Source organism: Kitasatospora sp. MAP5-34 (assembly GCF_029894335.1).
Classification (GTDB): Bacteria; Actinomycetota; Actinomycetes; order Streptomycetales; family Streptomycetaceae; genus Kitasatospora.
Genome location: NZ_JARXZC010000034.1, coordinates 18,208 through 32,146, shown reverse-complemented (window position 1 = coordinate 32,146; position 13,939 = coordinate 18,208). Strand labels below are relative to the sequence as shown.

9 protein-coding genes and 1 pseudogene are annotated in these 13,939 nt (G+C 71.7%); 8 read left to right on the top strand and 2 right to left on the bottom strand.

Features of this window, described 5'->3' with window-relative positions; all coding sequences use genetic code 11:
- Positions 1–61: 61 nt before the first annotated feature.
- Together P3T29_RS24355 and P3T29_RS24350 are read right to left on the bottom strand one after the other, a co-directional pair.
- Positions 62–1,228: pseudogene (locus P3T29_RS24355) on the bottom strand (YihY/virulence factor BrkB family protein); the annotation flags it as partial.
- A 46-nt stretch (positions 1,229–1,274) separates the two neighbouring features.
- The gene (locus P3T29_RS24350; protein ID WP_280718745.1) at positions 1,275–6,260 is read right to left on the bottom strand and encodes a DUF3320 domain-containing protein; all 4,986 of its coding nucleotides are present in this window, start codon (positions 6,258–6,260) and stop codon (positions 1,275–1,277) included.
- A gap of 293 nt (positions 6,261–6,553) precedes the next feature.
- Here P3T29_RS24350 and P3T29_RS32735 point away from each other — a divergent pair, with 293 nt between their 5' ends.
- The 8 genes from P3T29_RS32735 (at position 6,554) to P3T29_RS24315 (ending at position 13,845) form a co-directional block, all read left to right on the top strand.
- A complete protein-coding gene (locus tag P3T29_RS32735) occupies positions 6,554–6,637 on the top strand; it encodes a putative leader peptide (RefSeq protein WP_348532859.1) in 84 nt (27 codons plus the stop codon).
- Between the two features lie 203 nt (positions 6,638–6,840).
- Positions 6,841–8,565: a nitrite/sulfite reductase gene (locus P3T29_RS24345; RefSeq protein ID WP_280718744.1), complete on the top strand. Its 1,725-nt coding sequence runs from the start codon at positions 6,841–6,843 to the stop codon at positions 8,563–8,565.
- Positions 8,562–8,741, top strand: coding sequence for a hypothetical protein (locus tag P3T29_RS24340; RefSeq protein WP_280718743.1), 180 nt, complete (start codon positions 8,562–8,564; stop codon positions 8,739–8,741). The genes P3T29_RS24345 and P3T29_RS24340 overlap by 4 nt, the downstream gene beginning before the upstream one ends.
- Entirely contained in the window at positions 8,725–9,423 is a 699-nt protein-coding gene (locus P3T29_RS24335; RefSeq protein ID WP_280718742.1) for a phosphoadenylyl-sulfate reductase, read from the top strand. The genes P3T29_RS24340 and P3T29_RS24335 overlap by 17 nt, the downstream gene beginning before the upstream one ends.
- Positions 9,424–9,486: 63 nt before the next feature.
- On the top strand, positions 9,487–10,068 hold the full coding sequence (gene cysC / locus P3T29_RS24330) for an adenylyl-sulfate kinase (RefSeq protein ID WP_280718793.1): 582 nt from the start codon (positions 9,487–9,489) through the stop codon (positions 10,066–10,068).
- On the top strand, positions 10,065–11,006 hold the full coding sequence (gene cysD, locus P3T29_RS24325; protein ID WP_280718741.1) for a sulfate adenylyltransferase subunit CysD: 942 nt from the start codon (positions 10,065–10,067) through the stop codon (positions 11,004–11,006). The genes cysC and cysD overlap by 4 nt, the downstream gene beginning before the upstream one ends.
- A 1-nt stretch (position 11,007) precedes the next feature.
- Entirely contained in the window at positions 11,008–12,462 is a 1,455-nt protein-coding gene (locus P3T29_RS24320) for a GTP-binding protein (protein ID WP_280718740.1), read from the top strand.
- 234 nt (positions 12,463–12,696) lie between these two features.
- On the top strand, positions 12,697–13,845 hold the full coding sequence (locus P3T29_RS24315; RefSeq protein ID WP_280718739.1) for an aliphatic sulfonate ABC transporter substrate-binding protein: 1,149 nt from the start codon (positions 12,697–12,699) through the stop codon (positions 13,843–13,845).
- Positions 13,846–13,939: the final 94 nt, after the last annotated feature.

Genomic DNA, 13,939 nt, shown 5'->3' with positions numbered 1-13,939 from the left:
TGGGGGCGGGGCGGTCGCTGTCCGGTGGGGGCGGGGTCCGGCGGCGGTGGATGCCGGACGGGCGCAGGCGGCTGCGGACGTTGGTCGGCGGGAGGAAGTCGGCCCAGCGCTCGGGGTACTCGGAGGGCGGGTTGCCTTCGTCGTCGTCCTCGTCGAACTCGTCCTCGATGCCCTCGGCCAACCCGAGTTCACGCGCCCGCCGGGCCCGTTCGACGGCGCGCCGGGCGGTGACCTCGCGGACCACCGCCACTGCCGCCTCCTCGTTGGCGCGCTCGTTCTCGGCGCGGGCGTCGGCCGTCTCGACGGTCGGCCAGCGTCGGTCTATCGCGGCGTTCATCGCGGCGCCGATCAGCACCGCGAGCGCCACCACGCCGATCCAGAGCAGCACCGCGACGGGCGCGGCCAGCGACCCGTACACCGAGTGACCCTCGACCGAACTGACCAGGTAGAGCCGGAGCAGCACACTGCAGATCACCAGCATCCCGAGTGCGACCAGCGCACCCGGGATGTCCTCGCGCCACGGTGTGCTGACCGGGACGGCGAGGTGGTAGAGCGTGGTGAGGAAGACCACCAGCAGCAGGATCGCGGCCGGCCAGTAGAGCGCGCTGACCACGCCCGCCGAGTACGGCAGCGCGGCCACCACCAGCCCGGGGCCCGCGACCAGCAGCGGCAGCACCAGCGAGCCGATCACCAGCGCCCCGAGGTAGAGGCCCAGCGACATCAGCCGGGTCTTGACCAGGCCGCGCTTGCCGTCCAGCCCGTACATCACGGTGATGGTGTCGATAAAGATGTACAGCGCCCGCGACCCCGACCAGAGGGAGAGCAGGAACCCGATCGAGATCAGGTCCGGTCTGCCGTTGTCGAAGACGCCCGTCAGCAGCGGTTGGACGGTCTGTCTGACCGAGCTCGGCGAGAGGACCGTCCCGGCGGCCGAGACGATGTCCTCCTTGAGCTTGTCGATGGTGCCCGCGCCGAGGATGTCGTCGAGGTAGCCGAGGGTGCCCGCCAGGCAGAGCAGCAGCGGCGGAATGGACAGCAGGGTGAAGAACGCCGCTTCCGCCGCGAGCCCGGTGACCCGGTACTCGACGCAGGTGTTGGTGGTGTCCTTCAGCAGCGCCCAGATCGTGCTGCGCCAGGTGATGCGTCTGGCCGCGCGTCGTGAGCCCTTGCCTCGTCGCCGCGACGGCCGCTCGGCCGCCGTCCTGGTCGTTTCCCCTGCTGGTTGCACGCCCCTACGGTAGCGGTCCGGGGCAGACGGCCCGCCGCCCGGCGGGTCAGCGCACGGCCACCAGCCCCGCGTGGGAGTCCGAGAGCTGCCCCGTCGCGCAGAGTTCGGCGATGTCCCCGGCCAGCGCCTCCCGGATCTCGGCGCCCATCCGCTTCCAGCCGAAGAACTCGCGCACCTGCTGCATCAGCTCGTCCTCGCTCATCCCCGGGGACTCGCGCGCCAGCTCGACCGCCGCCAGCCGCCGCTCGGCCCCGGGCACCTGGCTCACCTTCCGGGCGCAGCGCTCGACGGGCTCACGGGCCGTCAGCTCACGGCCCTCGGCGCTGCTCAGGAACTCGCCCGTCCGCTTCGCGGCCCCACTGCTCACCAGCTCGCGCAGCACCTGCTCGATGTTCTCCCGGATCCGGCTGCCCGCCCGACCGACCTGCCAGGCTTCGCGGACCCGCTGGACGAGCAGGTCCGGGTGGATCGGCCCCTCGGTCTCGATGATCTGCACCAGCGCGCGCCGCAACGGCCGCCGGGCCTCGAGGGTGTGCAGCTCGACCGAGCCGGTGACCTGGACGTCGGCCGGGCGGTAGACGCTGCTCCAGGTCCGGACGTAGTCGCGGCCGACCGGTACCCGGACGGGTTCTGGCGCAGATTCTGCAACGGGTTCTACTGCTGGTTCCGCCTCGACGGCCGACCCGGCCGGCGGGATAGTCCCGGCAGGCGGGTCAACCGGCGCAGTCCGGGCCGGCTCGGCGAGCGGGGAGACGGCGACCGCGCGCTCCACCGCCGCCCGGAGCCGGGTCTCGGACTCGGCGCGGTTGCGGTACCAGTCGGTGCCCCAGATCCGGTGCAGCCGCCAGCCGAGGCCGATCAGCACCTGCTCGCGCAGCCGGTCCCGGTCCCGGGCCGCCCGGGAGGAGTGGTACATCGCCCCGTCGCACTCGATGCCGAGGGCGTACGAGCCCTCGGCGGCCGGATGGCGCACCCCGAGGTCGATCCGGAAGCCGGCCACGCCGACCTGTGGCTGGACCTGGTAGCCCCAGTCGCGCAGCACATCCAGCACCGACTCCTCGAACGGGCTGTCCGGCTCGGCGTCGGCCTGGAGCAGGTCGCGGGCGAGCACGGCGGGCCCCTGCTCCGCGTACTCCAGGTAGCGCTTCAGGTGCTGGACGCTAGGGTTTCCGCTCTCCTTGAGTTGGACGCCCTGGAAGGAGGAGACGACCTCCATCCGGTACCTGGCGCGGGTGACGGCGACGTTGAGCCGGCGCCAGCCGCCCTCCTTGTTGATCGGGCCGAAGTTGAGGCCGAGCTGTCCCCGCTCGTCCGGGCCGTAGCCGATCGACATGATCATCACATCGCGCTCGTCACCCTGGACGGACTCCAGGTTCTTGACGAAGAACCCGTCGAGGCGGCTCTCGGTGAAGCAGTGATCCAGCTCCGGACGGGCCAACCGGGCCTGCTGGACGGCGAGTTCGATCGCGCTTGCCTGGGCCTGGGAGAGCGCGACCACGCCGAGGCTGCGGCCCGGGCGGGTGGCGAAGTGGTGCAGTACTCGCTGCGCCACCGCCTCGGCCTCGATCCAGTTGTCCCGGCGGCCGCCCCGGTCGTAGACGCCGTGCGCGTGGACGAAGGCGACGCCCACGTCCGCGCCGCGCTCCTGTGCGCCTGGGAAGGTGATCATCGAGTTCCGGTAGAAGGACCGGTTGCTGAAGGTGATCAGGTCCTCGTGGCGGCTGCGGTAGTGCCAGCGCAGCGGCAGGGCACGCATCGCACCCGCCTTGCAGGCGTCCAGCAGCGACTCGAACGAGTCGGGGAGTTCCTCGTCGTACTCGTCGGAGTCGTCGTCCGCCGAGGAGCCGAAGAACGAGGTGGGCGGCAGCTGCTTCTCGTCGCCCGCGACGACCAGGGACGCTCCCCGGTAGATGCAGTTGACGGCGTCGCTCGGCTTGACCTGCGACGCCTCGTCGAAGATCACCACATCGAACCGGTAGTCGGTCGGGAGGAACTGACTGACCGTCAACGGGCTCATCATGAAGCACGGCTTCACCGCCCCGACCACCTCGCGCGTGCTGCCGAGCAGCTCGCGCACGGGGAGGTGACGGCTCTTCTTCTCCGCCTCGCGGGTGATCCGGGCCGCCGCGCCCGCAGCGACGTTCCGCGGCCGACGGGCGTTGCACGCGGCGGCCACCGCGCCTCCGGCGGCCTTGACCAGGAGCTGGTCGGCCTCCTTGAACGCCGCCACCCGCGCGTCGAGGTCTGCCGCCCGGCTGACGGCCAGCCGCTGGTCGGTGTCGAGCAGCCGGTCCGCCCAGCGGCCCAGCACCGCCCGCTCGACGGCACCGGTGAACCACTCCGGCGCGACGCCGCGCTCGGCGCTGCGGGCCGGCAGGTCGTCCAGGGCGTGCCGGGCCAGCACCGCCAGCCCGCTGCGGTACGCCTGCCACTCCTCCACTCCGGCCGTGTCCGACCGCAGCACGGCCAGCGTCTCCCCCGCCTGGCCGAGACCGGCGAGCAGGGCGGGCTGGAGCCGCGTCCGCCGGGCGTCCTCGAAGAGCGCGAGCAGCGCGTCGACCGCGCCGCGCCACCGATCGCCCCGCGTCAGCGCCACCTCGCACCAGTCGGCGAGCGCGGCCCGCACCGCCTGGACCTGCGCTTCGGCGAGCCCGTCCGGTGGCGCGCCGTCCCCGAGCCGGGTCGCCAGCAGCGCGGGCTGGGCCGTGCCCCCGGTCAGCTCGGCGATCCGGCCCGCCGTCGCCACGGCCCGGTCGAGCGGCTCGAAGGCGTCGCGGGCCTCCGGGGTGTACCGGCCCAGCAGCTCGCGGTGGCCTGCGGCGAGCCCGCCGACCCGAGTCTCGGCCTCCTGCCAGGCGACGGCCTGCGGCAGGCGGGTGAGCAGCTGCTTGCTCCAGCGCCCGCCGTGGGTGAGGCCGGCCGCCGCCGCCTTGTCCGCTCGGTACTGCTTGTGCAGCGGGGCCAGCAGCCCGTGGTTCTCGGCCAGCCGCCGGGCCAGCTCGGGGAGTTCGGCGAAGGCCACCACCTGCGGCCCGAACAGGTCCGCTGCCGCCGCCCGGGCGGCGTCCCGGACCGCGACGGCCTCCCGCAGCTCCGCCACGGCCGCCACCACTCTGGTCATGGTCGCGGGCTCGAACCAGCCGGGCAGCGGGCGATGCGGTGCCTGCGCGAGGTCGGTCAGCTCGCAGAGCGCCAGCGCCTCGTCCACGCCGGGCGGCTCAGCGAGCCCCAACCGGCCCGCCAGCTCCGTGAGCACCGCGCCCTGGTCCCCCGGCAGGGCCGGCGCCCGGCCCGGGGCCGGCCGGCGCTCGGGCAGCCGGGCGCGCAGCGCCGTGGCCGCCCGGTCCAACTCCTGTGCGCCACGCGGGGCGGGGACGGCCGCCCCCAGCGGGTGGCGCTCCGCCGCGACGCCCAGCTCGGCCAGCGCATCCTCCGCCTCGGCCAGTACGGTCGTCGGCGAGGCGTTCAGCTCGGCGCGGCTCCGCAGCCCGTGCCAGACGAACTCCTCCCCCAGCAGGACCGGCCGCCAGCTGCGCGACACCGAGTCGGCCGCCGTGAGCAGCTCCTGCAGGCTCTCGGCGCTGAGCGCCGTGGCGGCCTCGCCACTGCCCGGCCGGAGCGCGAGGCGCGGGACGCCCGCCCGCTCCAGCTCCCGTTCGAGGAGCGCGATCCGGCCAAGGACGTCGTGCAGGCTGCGGCCGAGGCGCGGGCGCAGCTCGTTCATCGCCGCCGCGTACGCCGAGAGCTGCTCGCGCAGCCGCCGGGCCTGCTCCAGCTCGTGCGGCGCGGCGCCGGCGGCGGGCAGCTCGGTGGTGAGCACCCGGTTCAGTTCCTGCGCGACGGCCCGCTTGCCGGTGTCGCTGCTGTGCAGGGCCAGCACGAAGTCACCGAGGCCGACTTCAGCGAGGCGGTTGCGGACGACGTCGAGGGCGGCGGCCTTCTCACTGACGAAGAGCACGCTGCGGCCCGCGTGCATCAGGGCCGCGATCATGTTGGTGATGGTCTGGCTCTTGCCGGTGCCCGGTGGGCCGTTCATGACGAACGAGCGGCCGGCCATCGCCGCCGCGATGCACTGCCGCTGGGAGGCGTCCGCGTCCAGGACGAGCGGGGTCTGCTCGGGCAGCTGGATCTCGTCGATCCGGTCGAGGGCGGGCGGTTCGAACCCGATCAGGTCGTCCGGCAGGCCCGAGTCCGGTCCCAGGCCGACGGCGCGTACCAGGGGGTGGGCGAGGATCAGCTGCTCGTTCTGCTGGAGGTCGCGGTACATCGCCTCCCGGTGCGAGGCGAACAGGCCCAGCACCACGCGCTCGCCCACCTCCCAGCCGTCCTGCCGCCGGACGGCCGCCCGGGCGGCGGCGAGGACGGCGGTCACGTCCGTGCAGTCGACCTCGCCGACCGCGCTCCAGTCGACGCCGAGGCGCCCGAGCTTCACCGCGAGGGCGGGGTTGTGGATCGGGTCCTGCCCCTCGGCCTCGTGCAGCCTGGTCCGGCCGGCGCGGTCCCTGCACAGCTCGACGGGCACCAGGACAAGGGGGGCCGCGCTGGCTTCGGTCGCCCCCTGCTCGCGCCAGTCCAGCATCCCGACACCGAGCCAGAGCACCCAGAGGCCGTAGTCGTTGAACATCTGGCCGGATTTGCGCCGTAGCTGGGTGAGCGCCGCGTCCAGGCCGGACTGGGTGGTCTTCTGGGTGACCAGGCCCGGGACGCGATCCGCAACGCGGTCGGTGACCCGGTCCGCGACGCGATGGGTGACCCGGTCGACGACGCCGTTGGCCTCGACCACCGGGGCGAAGTCCCAGCCCCGGGGGAGGCCCGCGAGCAGCGCGGGCGCGGCGGGGGCGCTGAGCTCCAGGGTGGCCGTTCTGGTGTGTCTGAAGTTCAGCAGGCGGTTACGCCCGCCCAGGTCGAGCAGCGAGTCCCGCCAGCCGTCGAGCACCGCCCGCAGCCGGTCGGATCCTGGATCGGTGGCGGTGCTCGGTGCCTGGTCGCGCATGTGGAGGATGCCTCTCAACGGTCCGGGACGGATGATCACGAGCCGCGCTCCCCCCCAGGAGGCACCCAGCTCTCACGTTATCTACCACCTACCGCGCCACAACACAGCGAACTGCCATATTCTGATCGGCCGAGATCCCCGCGAGGCCCGTCCAGGCTCGCGCGTCGGCCGCACGTCGGCCCGGCCCGGAGCCGATCGGTGCGCCTCACCCACCGACACCCAGCAGGCCTCCATACTGGGGAACGTGACCTCCATCTCGACATACGAAACAAGAATGTCCAGCATACGGACGTTAGTGGACCGTGGGTCGTTCGCCATGCGAATCTCTTGCCATGCCTAGCGCCGGAACCACCCTGGTCGGTCGACTCCACGTCGACCTGCTTCGCGTGGCCAGCGCCATCTGTCCGGTGACCTGAGCCCCACCCCGCTGCCACCACCGCACCCGGCGCACCACCTCGCCCCACCCGCGTTCCGCGGGTGCCCGCGCGCCATTCGGGCCAGGTCACTGTCTCCCCCGCACCTGCCACGGCAAAACCGTGAACGAGCAGGTCAGAGGCAGGCCCATGCTCAGAGCACGTCAGCGTTCCGCCCCAGAGCCAGCTGCCTTAAGGACGACACCATGGCCCCCACCCCCGAAACGGCCGAGCCCCAGGTCGACGGCGCCGACGCGCGCCGTCCCGCCGCCGCCCGCAAGGTGACCCGCCATCGTGGCGAGGGCCAGTGGGGCATGGGCCACTTCACGCCGCTCAACGCCAACGAGCAGTTCAAGAAGGACGACGACGGTCTCAACGTGCGGACACGTATTGAGACGATTTACGCGCGGAACGGCTTCGACTCGATCGACCCGTCGGACCTGCGCGGCCGGATGCGCTGGTGGGGGCTGTACACCCAGCGCAAGGAGGGCATCGACGGCGGCAAGACCGCGATCCTGGACCCGCACGAGCTGGACGCCGAGTTCTTCATGCTGCGGGTGCGGATCGACGGCGGCCGGCTCACCGTCGCCCAGCTGAAGGCCATCGCCGAGGTCTCCGAGCTCTACGGCCGGAACACCGCCGACCTGACGGACCGTCAGAACGTGCAGTACCACTGGATCCGGATCGAGGACGTCCCCGCGATCTGGCAGAAGCTGGAGGCCGTCGGTCTCTCCACCACCGAGGCCTGCGGTGACACCCCGCGTGTCATCCTCGGCTCCCCGGTGGCCGGGATCGCCGAGGACGAGATCATCGACGGCACCCCCGCCATCGACGAGATCATGCGCCGCTTCATCGGCAACCCGGACTTCTCCAACCTGCCGCGCAAGTTCAAGTCGGCGATCTCCGGCTCGCCGCTGCTGGACGTGGCGCACGAGATCAACGACGTCGCCTTCGTCGGCGTGAACCACCCCGAGCACGGCCCGGGCTTCGACCTCTGGGTCGGCGGCGGGCTCTCCACCAACCCCAAGTTGGGTGTGCGACTGGGGGCCTGGGTTCCGCTGGACGAGGTCGCGGATGTCTACGGCGGCGTGATCGGCATCTTCCGCGACTACGGCTACCGCCGCCTGCGCAACCGCGCGCGGTTGAAGTTCCTGGTCGCCGACTGGGGCGTGGAGAAGTTCCGCCAGGTGCTGCAGGACGAGTACCTCAAGTACGAGCTGATCGACGGCCCCGCGCCCGAGCAGCCCACCGGCGTCTGGCGCGACCACGTCGGCGTGCACCGCCAGAAGGACGGCAACTTCTACGTCGGCTTCGCGCCGCGCGTCGGCCGGGTGGACGGCAAGCTGCTCGGGCAGATCGCCGACCTGGCCGCCGCCCACGGCTCGGACCGCCTGCGGACCACCGCCGAGCAGAAGATGCTGGTCCTGGACATCGCCGCGGACCAGGTCGAGTCGCTGGTCGCCGGGCTGGAGGCGCTGGACCTGCGGGTCACGCCGTCCCCGTTCCGGCGCGGCACGATGGCCTGCACCGGCATCGAGTACTGCAAGCTCGCGATCGTCGAGACCAAGGAGCGCGGCCGCACGCTCATCGACGAACTGGAGGCCCGCCTCCCGGAGTTCGCCGAGCCGCTCACCATCAACATCAACGGCTGCCCGAACGCCTGCGCCCGTATCCAGGTGGCGGACATCGGTCTCAAGGGCCAGCTGGTGACGGACGAGAACGGCGAGCAGGTCGAGGGCTACCAGGTCCACCTGGGCGGCGCGCTCGGCCTGGAGGCCGGCTTCGGCCGCAAGGTCCGTGGGCTCAAGGTCACCAGCGCCGGCCTGCCGGACTACGTCGAGCGGGTGCTCACCCGCTTCCAGGCCGAGCGCGCCGAGGGCGAGCGGTTCGCCCAGTGGACGGCCCGGGCCAGTGAGGAGGCGCTGTCGTGAGCGAGCGCGCTGCCCCCTTCTACTGCCCGTACTGCGGCGACGAGGATCTGCGGCCCTCCGCCGAGGGCGGCCACGGCGCCTGGGAGTGCGCGTCCTGCCGACGCGCCTTCCAGCTCAAGTTCCTCGGACTGCTGTCACCGACCAACGGGGGTAAGGGAAATGACCAGCACGGTTGACCTGGAGGCGGTGGCCATCGCGGCCGCTCGCGACCTGGAGGAGGCGTCCGCGCAGGACGTCCTGCGCTGGGCCGCCGAGACCTTCGGCAAGCGGTTCTGCGTCACCTCCTCGATGGAGGACGCGGTCGTCGCGCACCTCGCCTCGTCCGTCTTCCCGGGCGTGGACGTGGTGTTCCTCGACACCGGCTACCACTTCGCCGAGACCATCGGCACCCGGGACGCGGTGGCGGCGGTGATGCCGGTCAACGTCATCACGCTCAAGCCGCTGCATACCGTGGCCGAGCAGGACGCGCAGTACGGACCGCAGTTGCACGACCGCGACCCGGACCTGTGCTGCTCGCTGCGCAAGGTCGAGCCGCTGAACCGGGGGCTCGGAGCGTACGACGCCTGGGCGACCGGGCTGCGCCGCGACGAGTCGCCGAGCCGGGCCGGCACCCCGGTGGTCGCCTGGGACGCCAAGCGCCGCAAGGTGAAGATCGCCCCGATAGCCCGCTGGACGCAGGAGGACGTCGACGTGTACGTCGCCGCCAACGGGGTACTGCTCAACCCGCTGCTGTGGGAGGGCTACACCTCGGTCGGCTGCTCGCCGCTCTCCTGCACCCGCAAGCCCGCCGAAGGCGAGGACGGCCGCTCCGGCCGCTGGGCCGACTCGGGCAAGACCGAGTGCGGCATACATCTCTGACCGATCGTCATATCCCGTTTCCCCAGGTTACCTTCAGGAGAGTCCACCGTGACGACAGACACACTGGCCGTCGGCGGAGCCGCAGAGGCGGCCCGCACGGCCGCCCCCTGCGAACTCGGCGCCACCGTGTGGCTGACCGGGCTGCCCAGCGCGGGCAAGACCACCCTCGCCTTCGCCCTGGCCGAGCGCCTGCGCGCCGAGGGCCACAAGGTGGAGGTCCTCGACGGTGACGAGATCCGCGAATTCCTGTCCAAGGGACTGGGGTTCAGCAAGGAGGACCGGCACACCAACGTGACCCGGATCGGCTTCGTCGCGCAGAAGCTGGCCTCGCACGGCGTCAAGGTGCTGGCCCCGGTCATCGCCCCGTACGCCGACTCCCGTGCGGCCGTCCGCGCCCAACACGCGGTGGCCGGTACGGAGTTCCTGGAGGTCCACGTCGCCACGCCGGTCGAGGTCTGCTCGGAGCGTGACGTCAAGGGCCTGTACGCCAAGCAGGCGGCGGGCGAGATCGCGCATCTCACCGGCGTCGACGACCCGTACGAGGCGCCGGTCGTACCGGAGCTCCGCATCGAGACCCACAACCGTTCGGTGGCCGAGTCCGCCGCCGACCTGCACGCATTCCTGACGACGAGGGGCCTGGCATGACGACCGTGACCGACACCCCGGTGGCAGCAGCGCTCGAGAACCCCTATGCGCTCTCCCACCTGGACGCCCTGGAAGCGGAGTCCGTCCACATCTTCCGCGAGGTGGCGGGGGAGTTCGAGCGTCCGGTGATCCTGTTCTCCGGCGGCAAGGACTCCATCGTCATGCTGCACCTGGCGCTGAAGGCCTTCCACCCCGCGCCGGTACCGTTCTCGCTGCTGCACGTGGACACCGGGCACAACTTCCCCGAGGTCATCGAGTACCGCGACCGCGCGGTCGCCGAGCACTCCCTGCGCCTGCACGTCGCCCACGTCCAGGACTTCATCGACGACGGCCGGCTGCGCGAGCGCCCGGACGGCCTGCGCAACCCGCTGCAGACCGTGCCGCTGCTGGACGGCATCGAGCGGAACCGCTTCGACGCGGTCTTCGGCGGCGGCCGCCGCGACGAGGAGAAGGCCCGCGCCAAGGAGCGCGTCTTCTCCCTGCGCGACGAGTTCGGCGCCTGGGACCCGCGCCGCCAGCGCCCCGAGCTGTGGAGCCTCTACAACGGCAAGCACGCGGTCGGCGAGCACGTCCGGGTCTTCCCGCTCTCCAACTGGACCGAGCTGGACGTCTGGCAGTACATCGAGCGGGAGAAGATCGAGCTCCCCGGGATCTACTACGCCCACGAGCGCGAGGTCTTCGCCCGCAACGGCATGTGGCTCACCGCCGGCGAGTGGGGCGGCCCCAAGGAGACCGAGAGCACGCAGCGGCGCCTGGTGCGCTACCGCACGGTCGGGGACATGTCCTGCACCGGCGCGGTCGACTCCGACGCGACCACCATCGCCGACGTGATCGCCGAGATCGCGGCCAGCCGCCTGACCGAACGCGGCGCCACCCGGGCGGACGACAAGATGTCCGAGGCCGCCATGGAAGACCGCAAGCGCGAGGGGTACTTCTAAGATGCCGACCAACCTGACTTCAGACGCCGCGCCTTCGGATCCCGTGGCCTCGGGCACCGTGACCCCGACGGACGTGATCCCGGCACACGTGATCCCGGCACACGTGATCCCGGCAAAGGTGATCCCGGCAGACGTGATCCCGACCGACGTGTTCGGCGCCGCCTCCGGCACCGCGCTGCTGCGCTTCGCCACCGCCGGCTCCGTCGACGACGGCAAGTCGACCCTGGTCGGCCGCCTGCTGCACGACTCCAAGTCGGTGCTCGCCGACCAGTTGGAGGCCGTCGAGCGCGTCTCGCTGGGCCGGGGCCAGGAGACGCCCGACCTGGCGCTGCTCACCGACGGCCTGCGGGCCGAGCGCGAGCAGGGCATCACCATCGACGTGGCGTACCGCTACTTCGCCACCCCCAGGCGGCGGTTCATCCTCGCCGACACCCCGGGGCACGTGCAGTACACCCGCAACATGGTGACCGGCGCCTCCACCGCCGAACTCGCCGTCGTGCTGGTCGACGCCCGCAACGGCGTGGTCGAGCAGACCCGTCGGCACGCCGCCGTGGCCGCGCTGCTGCGCGTCCCGCACGTGGTGCTCGCGGTCAACAAGATGGACCTGGTCGAGTACGCCGAGCCCGTGTTCGCCGCCATCGCAGCCGAGTTCACCGCGTACGCGGCCTCGCTGGGCATCGACGACATCGTCGCCGTCCCGATCTCCGCACTGGCCGGCGACAACGTCGTCGAACCGTCCGCGCACATGGACTGGTACGGCGGCCCGACGCTGCTGGAGCACCTGGAGACCGTCCCGGTCGGCAGCGACCCGAGCGCGGAGCCGACCCGGTTCCCCGTCCAGTACGTGATCCGCCCGCAGAGCGGTGAGCACCGCGACTACCGGGGCTACGCGGGCCAGTTGGCGTCCGGCGTCCTGCGCACCGGCGACACCGTCACGGTGCTGCCCTCCGGCCACACCACGACCGTCGCGGGCATCGACGCGCTCGGCAGGGAGACGGACATCGCCTGGGCCCCCCAGTCGGTGACCGTCCGGCTCACCGAGGACATCGACGTCTCGCGCGGCGACCTGATCGCGGCCGGGCCGACTCCCGTACCCACCAAGGATGTTGTGGCGACGGTGAGCCACCTGCACGAGCGCCCGCTGCGGGCCGGGGACAAGGTGCTGCTCAAGCACACCACCCGGACCGTGCGCGCGCTGGTCAAGGAGATCACCTACCGGATCGACATCGACACTCTCGAACAGCGTTCCGGCGCCGAGGGGTTGAGCGTGAACGACATCGGCCGCGTGGTGCTGCGCACCTCCGAGCCGCTGGCGCTCGACGGTTACACCCAGAACCGCCGGACCGGGTCCTTCCTGCTGATCGACCCGGCCGACGGCACCACCCTCACCGCCGGCATGGCGGGCGAGTCCTTCAAGACCGTCGCCATCCCGGCGGCAGAGGAGGACTGGGTCTGATGGCCCGCGAGGCGTTCTCGGACATGGACAAGGAAGGCGGCCGCATCGGCAGCGGCGTCCTCGGCAGCGGCCAGGGCGGACTGACCCGATGTGTTGGCGGACAGGGGCTCTGACCCCTGCCACCGGGCCGTCACTCCCGTGACAGCCCGGCTTGCCCGGTATCGCGATGCCGAAGGCACCACCACCATCTTCCCTCCCGGACCTGACGGTCCGTCCGTGAACAGGACGACTCCCATGGCTGAGAACTCGCCCTTCCCCCATATAGTGACCCGCCTCGGCGCCGGCCGGATCAGACGGTCCGCCGTCGCCGTCACCGCCGCGCTGACCGCCGTCAGCCTGCTGAGCGCCTGCGGCTACGGCTCGAAGAGCACCGACAACTCGTCGGTGGCGCCCGTCGCCGCCGCCTCCGGCGCGAAGCTCTCGGCGAGCACGGTGAAGATCGGGTACTTCGCCAACCTGACCCACGGCACCCCGCTGGTCGGCCTCAAGGAGGGCCTGTTCCAGAAGGAGTTGGGCGCGACCCAGATCAAGCCCCAGGTCTTCAACGCCGGTCCGGCGGAGATCGAGGCGCTGAACGCCGGCTCGATCGACATCGGCTGGGTCGGCCCGTCCCCCGCGATCAACGGCTACGTCAAGTCGAGCGGCCAGGACCTGAAGATCATCGGCGGTTCGGCCTCCGGCGGCGTCAAGCTGGTGGTCAACCCCGACAAGGTCAAGAGCCTGGACGACCTCAAGGGCAAGAAGATAGCCACCCCCCAGCTCGGCAACACCCAGGACGTGGCACTGCTCAACTACCTTGCGGGCAAGGGATTCAAGGAGGACCCGCAGTCGGGCAAGGGCGACGTCTCGGTGCTGCGCACCGACAACAAGGTCACCCCCGACGCGTACAAGTCCGGCTCGATCGACGGCGCCTGGGTGCCCGAGCCGACCGCCTCCAAGCTGGTCACCCTCGGTGCGAAGGTGCTGCTCGACGAGAGCGACCTCTGGCCGGACAAGAAGTTCGTGATCACCAACATCGTCGTCTCGCAGAAGTTCCTCAAGGAGCACCCGGACGTCGTCGAGGCCGTCCTGCGCGGCTCGGTGAACACCAACGCCTTCATCAAGGCCAACCCGGCCCAGGCCAGGACCGACGCCAACGACGCCATCAAGGCGAACGGCGGTGGCTCCCTCGACCCGGCGATCCTCGACCCGGCCTGGCAGAGCATCACCTTCCTGGACGACCCGCTGGCCGGCACCCTGCAGGCCGAGGCCGACCACGCGGTGACCGCCGGTCTGCTCAAGAAGCCGGACCTGGCCGGGATCTACGACCTGACCCTGCTCGACAAGGTGCTCACCGCGAAGGGTCTGCCCGCCGTCGCGGACGCGGGCCTCGCAGCGCAGTGACATTCACCGGGTAACCCACTCCAGACTCCGTGGTCCGGCCTCCCGCCCCGCCTCAGTCGATGCCCAATCACGAGGCGTGGCGGGCCGGACCCCG

What these genes read in the sequence shown, in the direction of transcription:
- P3T29_RS32735 (WP_348532859.1), top strand. Translation starts at nt 6,554, where the DNA reads ATGCCTAGCGCCGGAACCACCCTGGTCGGTCGACTCCACGTCGACCTG.
- P3T29_RS24345 (WP_280718744.1), top strand. Translation starts at nt 6,841, where the DNA reads ATGGCCCCCACCCCCGAAACGGCCGAGCCCCAGGTCGACGGCGCCGAC.
- P3T29_RS24335 (WP_280718742.1), top strand. Translation starts at nt 8,725, where the DNA reads ATGACCAGCACGGTTGACCTGGAGGCGGTGGCCATCGCGGCCGCTCGC.
- cysD (WP_280718741.1), top strand. Translation starts at nt 10,065, where the DNA reads ATGACGACCGTGACCGACACCCCGGTGGCAGCAGCGCTCGAGAACCCC.
- P3T29_RS24320 (WP_280718740.1), top strand. Translation starts at nt 11,008, where the DNA reads ATGCCGACCAACCTGACTTCAGACGCCGCGCCTTCGGATCCCGTGGCC.
- P3T29_RS24315 (WP_280718739.1), top strand. Translation starts at nt 12,697, where the DNA reads ATGGCTGAGAACTCGCCCTTCCCCCATATAGTGACCCGCCTCGGCGCC.